The organism is Pseudomonas sp. PDM10, from assembly GCF_014852295.1.
Taxonomy (GTDB): domain Bacteria; phylum Pseudomonadota; class Gammaproteobacteria; order Pseudomonadales; family Pseudomonadaceae; genus Aquipseudomonas.
Map to the genome: position 1 here is coordinate 1 of NZ_JACVBJ010000011.1, position 16512 is coordinate 16512.

General features: G+C 59.3%; 10 protein-coding genes, 2 rRNA genes and 1 pseudogene. 5 read left to right on the top strand and 8 right to left on the bottom strand.

Going from position 1 to position 16512, the window contains the following annotated elements; all coding sequences use genetic code 11:
• Positions 1-85 (top strand): 5S ribosomal RNA (gene rrf / locus IB252_RS29805); the annotation flags it as partial.
• A gap of 106 nt (positions 86-191) precedes the next feature.
• Positions 192-307: ribosomal RNA gene (rrf, locus tag IB252_RS29810) — 5S ribosomal RNA — on the top strand.
• A 72-nt stretch (positions 308-379) separates the two neighbouring features.
• Here the strand turns inward: rrf (IB252_RS29810) and IB252_RS30485 are convergent.
• Positions 380-475, bottom strand: a pseudogene (locus IB252_RS30485) (RNA polymerase subunit sigma); the annotation flags it as partial.
• A 223-nt stretch (positions 476-698) separates the two neighbouring features.
• On the opposite strand from IB252_RS30485, the gene IB252_RS29815 reads away from it, so the two are divergent.
• A complete protein-coding gene (locus tag IB252_RS29815; protein ID WP_056745790.1) occupies positions 699-2579 on the top strand; it encodes a methyl-accepting chemotaxis protein in 1881 nt (626 codons plus the stop codon).
• Positions 2580-2723: 144 nt separating this feature from the next.
• Here the strand turns inward: IB252_RS29815 and IB252_RS29820 are convergent, their stop codons facing one another.
• The 5 genes from IB252_RS29820 to IB252_RS29840 form a co-directional block, all read right to left on the bottom strand.
• Positions 2724-3191 (bottom strand): SRPBCC family protein, encoded by a 468-nt coding sequence (locus tag IB252_RS29820; RefSeq protein ID WP_111452696.1) that lies wholly within the window; start codon positions 3189-3191, stop codon positions 2724-2726.
• Between the two features lie 22 nt (positions 3192-3213).
• Positions 3214-6630 carry a non-ribosomal peptide synthetase gene (locus IB252_RS29825; protein ID WP_192411146.1) on the bottom strand — a complete coding sequence of 1139 codons (3417 nt, stop codon included), beginning with the start codon at positions 6628-6630 and terminating at the stop codon, positions 3214-3216.
• 13 nt (positions 6631-6643) lie between these two features.
• Complete coding sequence (locus IB252_RS29830; RefSeq protein ID WP_192411147.1) at positions 6644-7573, bottom strand: diiron oxygenase; 930 nt, start codon at positions 7571-7573, stop codon at positions 6644-6646.
• A complete protein-coding gene (locus IB252_RS29835; RefSeq protein WP_111452693.1) occupies positions 7570-8346 on the bottom strand; it encodes a DUF3050 domain-containing protein in 777 nt (258 codons plus the stop codon). Before IB252_RS29835 ends, IB252_RS29830 begins: the two co-directional genes overlap by 4 nt.
• Before the next feature lie 677 nt (positions 8347-9023).
• Complete coding sequence (locus IB252_RS29840) at positions 9024-9734, bottom strand: GntR family transcriptional regulator (protein WP_192411148.1); 711 nt, start codon at positions 9732-9734, stop codon at positions 9024-9026.
• A gap of 232 nt (positions 9735-9966) precedes the next feature.
• On the opposite strand from IB252_RS29840, the gene lapG reads away from it, so the two are divergent.
• Together lapG and lapD are read left to right on the top strand one after the other, a co-directional pair.
• Entirely contained in the window at positions 9967-10659 is a 693-nt protein-coding gene (gene lapG, locus IB252_RS29845; RefSeq protein WP_192411149.1) for a cysteine protease LapG, read from the top strand.
• A 14-nt stretch (positions 10660-10673) separates the two neighbouring features.
• Entirely contained in the window at positions 10674-12620 is a 1947-nt protein-coding gene (gene lapD, locus IB252_RS29850; RefSeq protein ID WP_192411150.1) for a cyclic di-GMP receptor LapD, read from the top strand.
• Between the two features lie 148 nt (positions 12621-12768).
• Here the strand turns inward: lapD and IB252_RS29855 are convergent, their stop codons facing one another.
• Positions 12769-13107, bottom strand: coding sequence for a tryptophan synthase subunit beta (locus IB252_RS29855; protein ID WP_111452690.1), 339 nt, complete (start codon positions 13105-13107; stop codon positions 12769-12771).
• Between the two features lie 148 nt (positions 13108-13255).
• The coding region (locus IB252_RS29860) for a beta strand repeat-containing protein (protein ID WP_192411151.1) at positions 13256-16512 on the bottom strand (3257 nt) is incomplete at its 5' end.

Here is a 16512-nt window from a genome sequence, read left to right on the forward strand (position 1 = left end):
ATCCCATCCCGAACTCAGCAGTGAAACGATGCATCGCCGATGGTAGTGTGGGGTTTCCCCATGTGAGAGTAGGTCATCGTCAAGATTAAATTCCGAAACCCCTATCTGCGTATGCAGGTAGGGGTTTCGTTTTAGTAGAAGTCACCAATTTTGCCGGCACGTTACGCTGTAACGGGCTGGTCACAGAATTTCTTGACGACCATAGAGCATTGGAACCACCTGATCCCATCCCGAACTCAGCAGTGAAACGATGCATCGCCGATGGTAGTGTGGGGTTTCCCCATGTGAGAGTAGGTCATCGTCAAGATTGAATTCCCAAACCCCTGTCTGCTAACGCAGACAGGGGTTTTGTCGTTCTGGGCTCGCTAAATGTTCAGAAACGTACGCGCAGCCACGTGTTGAGCCAACCGAGATGGCTTCTGTAAAGCGCCTGTACAGCAAACTCAGGTGAGGCATGAACGTGAACAACTGTCATCACAAAAAGACTGAGCCGGCGCTCTGGCACACCGTTCGGCGGGTATCTGGCAGAAATGCCGACCATTTCCTACAAACGCCTAAGTTTTCTCCGGTTTGTGCCGACAGCCTGATGAGACATGCGTGCACCAAAGTAGAGCGCCCCCAGAGCCCTGCCTGCGCTGTTACATGGAATGTTGCAACCCGGAACGCATCCCCACTTTTTGCATAAGAAGTCCCATGAAATGAATCTCAAATTCAGCCATAAAATCCTTCTGGCCGCCTCCGGCGTCGTGGTGCTGGCGTTTGCGTTGTTCACTTTGTACAACGACTATCTGCAGCGAAACACCATCCGTCAAAACCTTGAATCGAGCGTCCAGCAGGCCGGTGACTTGACCGCCAGCAGTGTGCAGAACTGGATGAGCGGCCGCGTGCTGGTGCTGGAAAACCTCGCGCAAAACGTCGCCCATCAAGGCGCCAATGCCGACCTCCCAGGGCTGGTCAGTCAACCGGCCCTGACCTCGAACTTCCAGTTCACCTACGTGGGCCAGGCCAACGGCGTGTTCACTCAGCGCCCGGACGCGAAGATGCCTGACGGTTACGATCCGCGTCAGCGTCCCTGGTACAAACAGGCCGTGGCTGCCGACAAGACCATGCTGACCCCGCCTTACATGGCCGCCGTCGGTGGCCTGGTGGTGACTATCGCCCTGCCGGTGAAAAAGAACGGCGAGTTGCTTGGCGTGGTCGGTGGTGACCTGAGCCTGGAAACGCTGGTGAAGATCATCAACTCGGTGGACTTCGGTGGCATCGGCCACGCATTCCTGGTCAGCGCCGACGGTCAGGTGATCGTCAGCCCGGACAAAGACCAGGTGATGAAAAACCTGAAGGACATCTACCCGAACGCCGGGGTGCGCATCGAGAAGGGCAATCAGGAAGTCACCCTGAACAAGCAGGACCGTATCCTTTCGTTCACGCCGGTCAGTGGTTTGCCGAATGCCGAGTGGTACATCGGTCTGTCGATTGACAAGGACAAGGCCTACGCCCCACTCAGCCAGTTCCGCACTTCTGCGCTGATTGCGATGTTCATCGCCGTGACGGCCATTGCAGTGCTGCTGAGCCTGCTGATCAACGTGCTGATGCGTCCGCTGACCACCATGGGCCGTGCGATGCAGGACATCGCTCAAGGCGAGGGCGACCTGACCCGACGTCTGGCCGTGGAAAGCAAAGACGAATTCGGTGAACTGGGCGGTTCTTTCAACCAGTTCGTGGAGCGAATTCACGCGTCGATTTCCGAAGTGTCGTCGGCCACCCGCCAGGTTCACGACCTGTCGCAACGGGTGATGGCTTCGTCCAACGCCTCGATCGTCGGCTCCGACGAGCAAAGCGCCCGCACCAACAGTGTGGCTGCGGCGATCAACCAGTTGGGCGCCGCCACCCAGGAAATCGCCCGCAACGCCGCCGATGCTTCCCAGCACGCCAGCGGCGCGAGCGAGCAGGCCGATGACGGTCGTCAGGTGGTGGAGAAAACCATTCTGGCGATGACCGAGTTGTCGCAGAAAATCAGTCTGTCCTGCACGCAGATCGAAACGCTGAACGCCAGCACCGACAACATCGGGCACATTCTGGATGTGATCAAAGGTATCTCCCAGCAGACCAACTTGCTCGCGCTCAACGCCGCTATCGAAGCGGCTCGCGCTGGTGAAGCCGGTCGTGGTTTTGCGGTGGTGGCGGACGAGGTGCGTAACCTCGCTCACCGTACTCAGGAATCGGCGGAGGAGATCCACAAGATGATCACCTCGCTGCAGATCGGTTCTCGCGAAGCGGTGACCACCATGAACGCCAGTCAGGTCTCCAGCGAGCAGAGCGTCGAAGTGGCGAACCAGGCCGGTCTGCGTCTGGTCAGCGTGACCCAGCGCATTGGCGAAATCGACGGCATGAACCAATCGGTGGCTGCGGCGACCGAAGAGCAGACGGCGGTGGTGGAAACCCTCAACGTCGACGTTAACCAGATCAACCTGCTGAACCAGCAGAGCGTGGCCAACCTCAATGAAACGTTGAAGGATTGCGATGCGTTGTCCCTGCAGGCGAACCGGTTGAAGCAGTTGGTCGACAGCTTCAAAATCTGATTCATGTCGGTTGGACCGCGTTATCGTTCTTCGCGAGCAAGCCCGCTCCCACATTCAACCGCGTTTCTTCAGTAGAAATCCGGTCAACTTGTGGGAGCGGGCTTGCTCGCAAAAGCGGTGGATGATCACCGCCAAACCAAAGCCTTACGCAAACAGCTTCAACACATTGTTCATCGAGTCATCGGCAAAGCCCTGCACGAAATCCGTGAACCCCGCCAATGCCTCCGCGCCGCCCTGTGCGGGTTCGGCGATGATGGTCCAGGTCGCTCGGGATTTTCCCGTGCCCAGCGGTTCAACACTCATCGCCGCCCACAAATTGGCCACGCCCAATGTGTTGTAAATCGTGGTCCAGGTCATGTTCAGCGCCTGGTCATCCCGGGAGTTGAGTTGCTCGACCACCAGGTTGCCGTCCTTGAAGAATTTCTTGCGCAGGGACGACACGCCTTCGCCGGTCATCTCAATGTGCGACAGCGCCGGAATGAATTGATCGAAGCCGGCAAAGTTACCGACCACTGCCCAGACCTTCTTGGCATCGGCCGGCACTTCCACCGAGGACACCACGTGGCAGCCTTGAGGGTTTTTGATCAGGGTATCGGGTTGTAGGGTTTTCATGGTTTTGCTCCGGTTGAGTGAATCAGATGAAGTTGATTTCTTTGAGGTAGTCGCAGCCGCGACGTAGCAGCGCCGGGGACTTTTCCGGGTAATGCGCGCCCATCTGCCGCACGCCCGCCTGGGCGTTGGCGTGGCCGATCATTGAGATGTCGCCGATGTCTTCCTCGAAGCCGTTGAGGTAGAAACCGAGCACGCCGAACAACGCGTTGTCGCTGTCGACCCGACCCAGTTGCTGCTGCCAGTCGGCGACGCTGACCATGGAAAACTCCCGACCCGCCTCACGGAATGACGCGACGTAGTTGTCCCAGCTCAGAGGTTCGGGGTTGTGCAGGTTGAACACCGCTTTTTCGGCTGAATAACGGCTGGCATGGAAGGCGATGAACCGGGCGAGGAAGTCCACCGGCATCAGGTCGAAATTCAGCGCGAACTCCGGCACCTGGCCGAGCTGGATCGAGCCTTTGAGCATCAGCATTAAGCGATTCTTGTGAGGCTGGCAGACACCGGTGAGGCTGTTGAAACTGATGTTGCCGGGGCGATAAAGATTGACTCGTACACCACGTTCGCGAGCCCGTTCGAGGATCCGCTCACCAACCCATTTGGACAGGTTGTAGCCGTTCTTGATGTAGATCGGCGGGGTCTGCGCGGCGGGCAATTCCAGCACCCGGCCATCGGCGGCAATCGTGCTGGAAGCCGAGAGCGTCGAGACGAAGTTGAAGATCTTCTTGCTACGCCCTTCGCACAACCGAAGGCACTCGAAAATCGGCTCGACGTTGTCTCGCGCCAGCGACTCGTAATCGAGTACGTGATTGACGTTGGCGGCGTTGTGCACCAATGCGCCGAACTGCCGATCCAGTCGCTCGTAAACATCCGCTTCGAGCCCCAATGACGGACGGGTAATGTCCGCCGCATAAACCCGCACCCGGCTCAGGTCCAGATGCTCCAGACGGTTTTCTCGCAACGCATGGGCAAACCGCTCGGCCGCCGATTGCCCACCGCCATCGCGCACCAGGCAGGCGACTTCGCTGGCGCCCCAGGCGAGCAATGCTTCAACGATGTGCACGCCGACAAAGCTGTTGGCGCCGGTAACGATCACCTTGTGCACATCGCCCATGCGGTTGACTGGCAACGGCTGGATATCCAGTTCGCGGAAAGCATCGGCCAAGGCCTTTTCGCTCAACACCTCTTCGGTGCCGGAGCCGCGCACCAAGGTCGCCAACTTGGCGATGGTCGGCAATTCGATGAAGCGGTTGATCGAGATGCTGCGACCAAATTCTTCACGCAAACGTAAAAGCATGCGCGACAGCAGGATCGAGTGGCCGCCCAGGTTGAAGAAACTTTCGTCGGTGGAAATATCGCTGGCCGGCAGCTCCAGCAGCTCGGCCCAGATCTCCAGCAGCAGTGCCTCGTCGGCACTGACGGGCAAGCGCCGCAGCGTGTTTTCGGCCACATTCACGGGCATTGCCAGCAGCGCCTTGCGGTCGACCTTGCCGTTGCTGGCGAACGGCATGCTCGGCAGTTCGGTCCAGGCGGTGGGCTGCATGTAATCCGGTAGAAACTGCATCGCATGAGCCTTCAGCGCTTCGCGAGCAGTGCCGGGTTGATCCTCCTGAGGCTGCGCGAGGAAGGCCAGAATCCGTCGATGACTGTCGATGACCACGGCCACCTGGCGGTATAACTGACTGTCGCGCAAGCAGCGTTCGATCTCTTCCGGCTCGACGCGAAAGCCGCGAATCTTCACCTGATTGTCGCGCCGTCCGCACAGCTCGATGCCATCGCGGGTCCACTTCGCCATGTCGCCGGTGCGGTAGGCGCGCAGGCTCTGGCCATTCGGCAGGCTCAGGTTCAGATAGCGCTCAGCGGTCTGCTGTGGGTTGTTCAGATACCCCAGGCACACCCCTGGCCCGACGATGTACAACTCACCGACGGTTTGCTCGGCCACCGGTTGAAAATCCTCATCGAGAATCAGCACCTGACTGTTGGCGATAGGTGCGCCTAGAGTGCGGTTACTGTCGCCGGTGCGCAGTTGCCGCGCGGTAATCAATACCGTCGCTTCGGTAGGGCCATAGAGGTTGTAGAGGTTGCCCTGACGGGTGAGTTGCTCGATGACGTAGGGTTCGCAGACATCGCCGCCGGTCATCACGTGATCGAGGCATTGCAGTTGATCCAGCGGCAGGATGCTCAACAACGCTGGCGGCAAAAAGGCATGGCTCAGTTGTTGATGGCGGATCAGTTCGACCAGTTGCAACGGATCGCGGCGCTGATCGTCGCCGGGCACGATCAGTTCGGCGCCCTGGAGCAGGGTCGGGAAAATATCGATCAGCGACGAGTCGAAACTCAACGACGAAAATTGCAGCACCCGACTGTGCTCGCTCAGTTGCACATAGTCGGCGTACCACGCGGTGAAGTGCGCGAGGTTGGCCTGGCTGAGCAACACGCCTTTGGGATGGCCGGTGGTGCCCGAGGTATAGAGCGCCATGCACGGCGCCTCTGGATCGGGTCGTTGGCGCATCAAGGGTTGATCGAGATCCACATCGCCAATGTCGATGCAGCTGATGTCGAGTCCCGGCATTTGCGCCGCGAGCGGATGTTCACCGTCATGCAGCAGCAATACTGCCCCGGCGTTTTCCAGAATGTACTGCTGACGTTGCAGCGGATGGCTCGGCTCCAGCGGCAGGTACACCGCGCCACTGCCAAGAATCGCCAGAATCCCCGCATACAACGCGCTGCATTTTGGCAGGCAGATCCCGATCACCAACGGCCCCTGATGCTGAGCGAGCAACGGCTGCAAACGCTGCTGGATGGCGCGGCTGTGGGCGTGCAAATGCCGATAGCTCAGGGACGCGCCGGCAATGTTCAGCGCGGGTCGTTCGGCACACTGGATGAAGCGCTGCTCAAGTCGCTCGATCATCGGGATTTGACTGCGCTCCAGCAGCGCGGGCGCCGCCGTGAGGTTGAGCCGATGGAAAAACGCCAGGCTCTCCAGATAGAGCAGGTTTTCCACGTGCTCGAAGCGAGCGGGAGCCGCAGGATCGGCCAGCAGGAAGTAGTCGGCATCGCGAGAGAACCGGCTGACCAACAGCGCCACGTGATCGACCAGTTCTGCCACTGCCCGCAGGCGCAATGCCTGGCCGTTGCCCGAAGGTTCGTCGGTGATCGGCACGCGAGTGAACAGCGTGGAACCGTAGGTACACAGCAAATCCAGCGGCGGCAGGCCAGAAACTCCAGGTACACCGATACCCAGTTGCAGCGTCAGTCGCGGTGTATTGCCGATGTCTTGAACAGGCAGGCTGGCGTCGTCGATCAGCAAATCAGCGTTACCCAACGGCTGCTCGTCGACGGCCGTCAGCCGCACCAGAGAATGACCGTGTTGTTCAAGTTCCAGCGCCAGGTCGGTCAGGGCCTGGCCTTGTCCAATGAGCAGAATGTCGAGACGTCTCATGATGGGCTCCTCGTTAAACCAGGTAATCGCTGAGGGCGTCTTGCACGCACGGCGAATCGAGCAGCGAACTGCTGCGGAAAAACCGCACGATGTTGGCGACCAGCGGGTGATGGCGATTGATCGGGAAGGCCAGCCCCGACACTTCGCTCTTGAGGGCGTGGCGTGCGGCGTCGCTGATCTGCAAGGACTCGATCAGGCGAAAGTCGAACGACTTCTGGATGTCATTGGTCAGGTAATGGCCGATGAACACCGGCAGGATGTGCGCAATGCATTGGCGGTCTTCCTCGCTCGCGGTGTGCCAGTAGATGCGCACCAGCCGCGCCCAGAACCCGGAGTGGCGACCTTCGTCGAGCAAGTGGTCGGCCATCAGGCCCTTGATCGACTGCTTGACCGTGTCGTCCTTGGCGAACGCTGCGACATCGCCGGTCACGGTGTTCTCGGCGATAGCCACGCAGATCAGTTCCACGGCGCTGCGCAGGTGTTCCGGCGCGAGTGCCACGGCTGCAGGAATGGCTCGGCTGAGTTCGATTTCGTCCGGCAGTTCGATGGGCGTGATGCCGGTCATGGCGACGGTCTGTTGCATGAAATCCATTGCCACCAGTGCGTGGTAATCCTCGTCCACCACCACGGTCATGGCGTCATAGCGACAGGCGAACGGGAAGGCCACGGCGAAGCGGTTCTTGGCGATGCTGCGGGCCGTCTTGTCGACGATTTCGGTTTCGAAAATCACCACGTCGTTGATGAATTTGTAGAGCGTCTGCACCAGCGCAAAGTCGCGCTGCTCCGGGCATTCACGCAGGAAGGTTTCGCTCAGCACCAACGGTTGGCGGCTCAGCGGGTAGATCAGTTTGTCGTCGTTCTCCAGCACTCGCCGGGGACGGGTACGGATGGTCGCGCGGCTTTCCCAGGCGTCGGCGAAGGATTGGTAGTCGGCGGCGTTCATGCGTTCACCTCGGCAACCGGTTCGCTCATGCTCAGGCGCAGGCCGTCCCATAAGGCGATGCGGCTTTCCACTGCAGCGATGGCGCTGGCGTAGACGTCTTCTTCGCGTTGCGGATCGCCATCGACCAGCCGGGCGAGGAGTTTTTCAGCGGCGGGGCCGTGGTCTTCGGAATCGACTTCGATGTGCCGTTCGAGGTAGTAACGAAAGGTCGGAGCCTGTTCGATGCCGATGCCCCAGTCATCAAGAATTCGCTGGAACATCTGCGGGATGACGCTCTCGCGACCATGCAGGAATGCCGCCGCAACGCTGTGCCCCGGCGCATGCAGGGCGGTGTGCAACGTGTTGCGCACGAACTGCGCTGCCGCCGGGTCGACGTCCACGCTTTGCAGCGCCACGTCGTAACTCACGCCTTCTTTTTGCAGCGCGACGAAGCGTTCGACCACCGCCGTGCTGGCGCCGACTTCGCGCATGGCATCCAGGTACAACTCGAAATGGCTGTAGTGACCCTGGGCTGGGCGATCATCGGACTCTTCACCCAGCACAATTTCATTGATCAGCCGCGCCGCTTGCGGGTCTCTTGGCGGTAACCAGGGAAGCTGCACGCAGGTGAGCTCCTGTTGCAGACGTTTGGTCAGCGACATGAAATCCCACACCGCAAAGACATGGGTTTCCATGAAACGTTGAAGCACCGACAGCGAATGAATTTCGGAGAAGATCGGATGTGCACTAAGTTCTGCTTTCTTCTGGTGGAGACGGTCTTTAGTCGGTTTCATGGGCGAGCCTCTAAGTGAGTTGGATATACCGTTGCGGTTTAATGAATAAGCGATCGTTAGTTAAAGCTTTCTGCTGGCGAGCAGAGGCCTCAAGCGAATTGATATGGGTAAGTTGCTATGCGTCGTTAAGTGACGGCCTGACGCCTGTATTCAAGGCGGCGGAGAAAAACTAATACATGAATAAAGTGTCGGGCAAGTTATTTTTATATTATTTGAAAGTTCAACTTTATCGCGCGCGACAAGTTCCAATAAAACTTTTAATTTTAGTTTTATTTGGGTGTAGTTACTCCTTCCGGCTTATATAAGTCAGAATTAAAATGAAGAGTGAATGCCTCACTCGAAGTAACTTTCTAACTGAGTCATTGAAGTGAAATAGGGGGGCGGAAGTTGACTGGGATCAACGTCGGTTCTTCCTTTCCCGTGGCAAGACTCCTTCCGTAGGTTCTTGGTGCGGGGACTGCTCCGCTCGTGCGGTGCGTCGCCCGTTCATTGTTCGTTGGCAGGCCAAGAGTGAGCGTAAATCACGACAGCCGCCATCACCGGCGCGTCATCGACTCTGAGTCATTGTTGGTCTTGAGAGGGGTAAATCGAGGGCAGAGCTTTGGAGAGGGGCGTCGCGCAGCGCGGCAAGCGAGAACGAGCAGTTCAATCTGCTCGCTCAGGTTTACCGACGTGGGTTACTTGGAGGTTTTCTTGTTCAGCGCTTCGGGGCTGTTGAGGTAGCGTGTGATGACTTCGACACCCCGGTTGAGGTGATGTTCGAGCAACTTCACCGCGCGCTCGACGTCCCGGTTTTCGACGGCCAGCAAGAGCGCCTGGTGGTCTTCCTGGGACAGTTTGCCCAGGCCCATGGCTTCCAGGTTGAAGCGCAGGAAGCGCTCCTCTTCGTTCAATCCGTCTTCCACCAGTCTCAATAGCCGTTGGTTAGGCGCCTTGCAGTACAGCGCCATGTGGAAGAGCCGATTGAGCCGGCCGATTTCGGTGTAGTCGTTTTGCGTTTCCAGTTCGTCGATGTAGCGGGCAGCCTGTTCGAGATCCTCATCAACGAGTAACGGGATCGACAGGCGCAACGCTTCGGATTCCAGCAGGATCCGCAGTGCATAGGTTTCCACGGCATCGCCCTGAACCAGCGGTGCGACCACTGCACCTTTATGGGCGATGACGTTGAGCAGCGCCTGGGCTTCGAGCTGGCGCAAGGCTTCGCGCACCGGCATGCGGCTGACACCGAAAAGATCGGCCAAATCTTGCTGACGCAGGGCGGTGCCGCAGGGAATGCGACCGTCGAGAATGGCCGAACGCAGCGTTTCTTCGATCACCGAGCGTGCCAAGTGAGCGGGAATCGGCCCGTTGACCTTGATGCTGTTCAGAGGATTGGGCTTCTGTGTCACAACTACGCACCCTGTTTGAGTGAAATAAATTTGGATCCAAGGGGACACTAGTGACTGCCTGACAGGTTGTCAAACGGACAAAAGGTCGCCCCTGACGTGGCCCCGATGTTTTTTATTGCACCTGCCATACAAAGTTTAGCGCGCCAGCAGTGATCTCACCGTGCCATTGTCTTTTACCGGGCTAACCTGCACCATCGACCCATTTCCACTTGCCTGATCTGGATGCCTCGCATTGGCGGTACGTTTCGCGATCCCTCGGACTTTGCGCTGGTTGTGCTGCGCGTTGCTGCTGGCCGGCGTTATGCTGGGCGGGCTGCATGCCGATTGGGATTTTTCGCTGATCAGCCGTCGCGCGCAGGCATTGTACGGGCCATTGGGCGAAGGACAGCCACGCATTGATGCCTGGCAGCACTTATTGGTCACGCAAAAGCAAGTTGGCGAGCTCGAACAGCTTAAAGTGGTCAATCAATTCTTCAACAAACAGATGCATTACGAGGAAGACATCGACCTGTGGCACGAGGTCGATTATTGGGAAACACCCATCGAGGCTCTTTGGAAGGGCGCCGGCGATTGCGAAGATTACGCGATCGCCAAGTATTTCAGCCTGCGTCATCTCGGCGTCGCCAGTGACAAGCTGCGTATTACTTACGTCAAGGCCTTGCGCCTGAATCGGGCGCACATGGTGTTGACCTACTACTCAAGCCCCGAGGCCATGCCGCTGGTACTCGACAGCCTGATCGATGCGATCAAACCGGCCAGCCAGCGAACCGATTTGCTGCCGGTCTACTCTTTTAATGCCGAAGGGTTGTGGTTGCCGGGCGCCAAGGGCAACAAGAAAGTTGGTGACACCAAACGCCTGTCTCGTTGGCAGGATGTGTTGAAGAAAATGCAGGCCGAAGGTTTCCCGGTCGAGACGACTAACTAGGAGCACGCGCTCAGATGTCTTTGTTCAAACAGCTGTTGATCGCTATCTGTCTGTTCCTGGTGATCGCCTTCACCGGTAGCTTCGTGGTCAGCCTGGAAAGCTCGCGCACCCAATACGTCAACCAGCTGCGCTCCCACGCCCAGGATGCCGCGACGGCATTGGCGCTGTCCCTGACACCGAACATCGACGACCCGGCGATGGTCGAGTTGCTGGTCAGTTCGATCTTCGACAGCGGTTATTACGCGAGCATCCGCGTGGTCGACCTCAAGACCGATCAGACGCTCGTCGAGCGCAGCGGCATTCCAGCGGTGAACAACGTGCCGGACTGGTTCGTCAAAATGATCGGGCTGGAAGCAGCCGGTGGTGATGCCCTCGTCAGCCGTGGCTGGGAGCAGGCGGCGCGGGTCGAGGTGGTCAGCCACCCGATGTTCGCGTTGGCCAAGCTCTGGCAGAGCGCGCTGGGCAGTCTTGGCTGGTTGCTGATCTGCGGTGCGGTGAGCGCGGTGCTGGGCGCGCTGTTGTTGCGTCGGCAACTGAAGCCGCTGGATTACATGGTCAAGCAATCTCACGCCATCGCTCGCCGCGAATTCCTCAGCCTGCCGCAACTGCCGCGCACGCCGGAACTGCGGCGAGTCGTGCAGGCCATGAACCAGATGGTCGAGAAGCTTAAGGCGCTGTTCCAGGAACAGGCCGAGCGCAGTGAAAAACTGCGGGCTGAGTCCTATCAGGACAACCTGACGGGGCTGGCCAACCGTCGTTATTTCGAGATGCAATTGAACGCCCGAGTGAGCAATCCGGAGCAGGCGAGTTCCGGTTATTTGCTGCTATTGCGGGTCAGTGACCTGGCCGGGTTGAACCAGCGGTTGGGTGGTCAACGCACTGACCAGTTGTTGAAAGCGGTTGGCGAGCAGTTGTCCCGAGAGTGCGCCAAATACCCGGAAACTCTGAACCTCGTGACGCGGATTCGCGGCGGTGAGTTTGCCGTGTTGGCGCCGGGGCTGGTGCGCGAAGAAGCGCTGCAACTGGCGCAGAACCTCGACAGTGCCTTGGCGAGCCTGCACGCGACGGGCGCCACCGATGTGGCCTCGGTGGCCTCGATCGGGCTGGCGCCGTTTGCGTATGGCGACTCCCCGCAAGCGGTGCTTGGGTTGGGCGATCAGGCGTTGGCTCAGGCAGAAGGCCAGGGCGATTCGAGCTGGGTCTGCCTGGATCACAGCGCCTCGGCCAGCGTCGGCGATGACCATCATGCCTGGCATAAATTGCTGGATCAGGCGTTGAATCAGCGGCGTTTCGAGCTGTATTTCCAGCCGGTGGTGGCCGCCCAGGACACGCAGTTGGTGCTGCATTACAAGGTGCTGTCGCGTTTGATCGACGACGAGGGCCAGACCATTCCCGCCGGGCGCTTCCTGCCGTGGCTCGAGCGTTTTGGCTGGACCGCGCGACTTGATCGGCTGATGTTGGAGCTGGTGCTTGAGCAAATGGCCGGCCATGTAGAATCGCTGGCGCTGAACCTGTCTTCGGCGACGTTGGCCGATCCGCAGGCGTTGAATAAAGTCTTTGAGATCCTGCGTCAGCATTCGGATCTCGGGGAGCGATTGACCCTGGAAATCGGTGAGGAACAGTTGCCGGAGCAAGCCGTGCTGGAAGAGCTGACGCGACGTCTGCACGAACTCGGGTTCTCCCTGAGCCTGCAACGCTTTGGCGGGCGCTTCAGCATGATCGGCAACCTGGCGCGGCTTGGGTTGGCGTATCTGAAGATCGACGGCAGCTACATCCGGGCGATTGATCAGGAGAGCGACAAGCGCCTGTTCATCGAGGCAATTCAGCGGGCGGCGCACAGCATCGATTTGCCGTTGATTGCCGAGCGGGTCGAGACGGAAGGGGAGTTGATGGTGATTCGCGAGATGGGGTTGTATGGGGTTCAGGGGCAATTGTTTGGTGAGCCGAAGCCTTGGCAGTAACCGATCGTTCCCACGCTCTGCGTGGGAATGCAGCCCGTGACGCTCTGCGTCACATCAGTGTCAGACACAACGCCAGCGGTGAGGCTGGAACGCGGAGCGTCCCGAGAGGCATTCCCACGCAGAGCGTGGGAACGATCAGCGTCGGGGGTTAGATCAACCCCGTCTCATCATCATCGATCAATTGACTCAACCCGCCCAACGCCTCACGGGCCTGGGTCCGGTCCATCAGCTTGGCTTGTGCGGCCGGCGGCAGGTCGGTGACGCGGATCACGCCTTTGCTGGTCAGCACCTGGATCAAGTCGTCGAGTACCCGGATCATTTCCAGGTCGCTCTGTTTGAGCTGTTTGAGGCTGGTTTCCACCACTTCGTGGGCATACCAGTCCTGGATTTCATGGTGATCGGCCGGCAGCGTTTCCGTGGCCTCGGCGTAGGCCGTGGCTTCCACGCGCACTAACTGACCTTGCGCATCGCGTTGCACGTAGAACATTGAACATCCCTCGGAAATGGACCCGCATCATGCTTTCAGCAGCATAGGCCAACTGGACGCGAGTATGCGGTGCGGCGACGAAATCGTCACCGGGGTGTTGGGCGCAAACGTGACGGCCACCCCATAAGGGTGGCCGTTTTTCGTTGGATCAGCTGTTGTTGTGATCGATTTTGATGGTCGGGTCACTGCCGGCAATCAACGAGTTGATGCTGGCGCTGGACCAGTTGTTGCCTTCCAGTTTGATCGTCACATCGGGTTGCGCCGCTGCAGCGTCAGCGCCGTTGAACTTGCCGGCGGAGCTGACTTGCAGGGACGAAACGCCGTCCACGGTGGTGATCTTCAGGAAGTTGTCGATGGTGCTGCCGGTTTCCCCCTGCAGCAGATCGTGCAGGTCGATGCGATCACCCTCGCTGGCCTTGAAGTCCTTGATCACGTCGCTGCCAGTGTCACCGGCCTTCCAGACGAAGGTGTCGGCACCCGAGCCACCGATCAGAAGATCGTTGCCCTGACCGCCCATCAGCGAATCGTTACCGCTGCCACCGAGCAGGATGTCATTGCCCTTGCCGGCGTCTAGGAGGTCGTTGCCACCCTGGCCGAAGAGTATGTCATTGCCGGTACCGCCCAGCAGTGAATCATTACCGTCATGCGCCCCGGACACATCGAACGCGGTGTAGTGCTCGGTGATGAACTGGTGCACGTTGCTGGTGGTGACTTTGCTGACGTCCACGCCGGTTTGCTGGGCGACGAACGCCTGCATCGCCTGATAACCCTCGCCGGCAATGCCGTTGAAACTCACCAGGTCGCCGAACAGGATGTCGTTGCCGTCACCGCCATTGACCGTGTCGGAACCTGGTTGCGTCGCTTCGGTGTGACCGATGATCGAGTTGGCCAAGTTACTCGGATCAATGTTGGTTTGCGGCGTATGGTCCGAGTCGTACGGGCTCAAGTCGGCAAGGGTGACGCCCTTGTTCAGACCAATGGCTTCAACGTTGGACACATTGCTCAGCAGCGCGAAGCTGGAGGCGGAGTTGTCGACAATCGTCTGATCACTGCCGCTGCCCGTCGTGTAGGACAACTCGTAAGTACCGTCGCCTTGAGCGTGTACGGTTCCCACGTCACTGGCTTTCCAGCTCTTGGAGCCGTTTAAGGTGTACAGCGTCGCATTCCCTTCACTGTCGATGGTCAGTTTGTGAGTACTGTCGATTGTCGTGGAGAAGGTATCTCCCGGCTTGTAATTGCTGGTTTTCACCACGTCATCGAGCTTCACGTTGCCGTACAGCGTCGGGTTGGTCTGTTCGCCACTCTGGTAGTAGTTCGGCTGGCCGTCGGTGATGAAGTACGTGAGGTTCTTCGCCCCGGTGTTGGCCACGGCGTCAGCGCTCTGGAACCAATTGGCCGTGGTTTTGAATACATCTTCGTAGTTGGTCACACCGCCGGACGACATCGAGTCCAGTACCGATTTGAGCGCGGTCAGGGCGTTCGGATCGTTCAGGTTGACCGATACCGACTTGTTGACCTGGGTATCGAAGTCCACCAGGAAGATGTTCACGGTGCCCGAGTTGCCGCCCATGCTCTGCTTGAGGGTGTTGAACACCGAGGTCAGCGAGTCCTTGGCTGAGTTGATCGACGACGCGCTCATGCTGCCCGAGCTGTCGACCATGAACGCGATGTTGTAATTGGTGCCCGGCACCACGGTCAGCCCGCCGATGTCGGCGACCATGATGTCGTTGCCGCTGGTGCCGGTGATGGTGTCATCAGCCGCCGTGGCGGTGACAGCGTTGTAGACCGCGGGATTGATCGTGATCGGAATCTGTATCGAACTGGTGGCCGAATCACCCTGGCTTTCGGTCGAGACGGCCGTAACGGTCAGCGTGTTGGTACCGGTGGCGTACGGTGCCGGGGTGTAGCTCAACTTGCTCACATCCCACCCGCTGAGGTCGACAACAGCGTTACCGGTCGTGCCTGTGAAGGTGTGCGTGCCGTCGGTCAGGGTCGCACCTGCCGGGATGCCGCCGATGGTGGTGATGGTCTGGGTTTCAGAACCATCAGTGTCCGGCGACGTTACCTTCAAGCCCAACGCAATGCTGCTGTTCTCGGCCACCTGAGTCGTGGTGGCGGTCACGATCGGTGCATCTGCGACCGCGGTCACATTGATTTCCAGGGTGGTGTGTGAACCGGTGCTGGTGGTGTAGGTCACCGTCGGAACCTGGCCGCTCCAGTTGCTGACCGGGGTGAAGGTGTAAGCCCCGTTTGCCGCAAGCACCAAGGTGCCGATGTTGGCGATGGTCGCCGTGGCGCCTGCCGTGTACTCGGTGCCACCCACCGTGAACTTGGCCACGCTCAGGACGTTATCCACATCGCGGTCGTTAGTCAGTACGTTACCGGTAGCGATCTTGTCCTCGAGAACTGTGTTGATGTCGGCAGTCAGCACACTCGGGTCATCAACCGGGGTAACGCTGATGTTCAAGGTCGAGGTGACGTTGCTGCCCGAACCGTCGGTGACGGTGTAGCTGACCGTCGGCACTGTGCCGTTGTAGTTGGCGGTCGGAGTGAAGGCGTACGCACCGCTCGCCCCGATCACCAGGGTGCCGACGTTGGCGATATTCGCCGTGGCGCCTGCTGCGTAAGTAGTCCCGCCGATGGTGAAGTTGACCACGCTGACCGGGCCGTCGACGCTGCTCGTGCCGGTGAGGACGCTGCCGGTAATGGCGGTGTCTTCCAGGGTGGAGATCGTTTCGCTGGCGTCGATGAAGTTGTCGTTCACCGGGGTGACGCTGATGTTCAGGGTCGAGGTAACGTTGCTGCCCGAACCATCGGTGACGGTGTAGCTGACCGTCGGCACCGTGCCGTTGTAGTCGGCGGCCGGGGTGAAGGTGTAAGCCCCGTTCGCCCCGATCACCAGGGTGCCGACGTTGGCGATGGTCGCCGTGCTGCCTGCCACATAAGTGGTCGCACCGACAGTGAAGTTGACCACGCTGACCGGGCCGTCGACGCTCGAAGTACCCGCCAACACATTGCCGGTAGCCAAGGTGTCTTCGTTAACGGTGACGGTTTCGCTGGCGTCGATGAAGTTGTCGTTGACCGGGGTGACGCTGATGTTCAGGGTCGAGCTGACGTTGCTGCCCGAACCATCGGTGACGGTGTAGCTGACCGTCGGCACCGTGCCGTTGTAGTCGGCGGCCGGGGTGAAGGTGTAAGCCCCGTTCGCCCCGATGACTAGGGTGCCGACGTTGGCGATGGTCGCCGTGCTGCCTGCCACATAAGTGGTCGTACCGACGGTGAAGTTGACCACGCTGACCGGGCCGTCGACGCTCGAAGTACCCGCCAACACATTGCCGGTAGCCAAGGTGTCTTCGTTAACGGTGACGGTTTCGCTGGCGTCGATGAAGTTGTCGTTGACCGGGG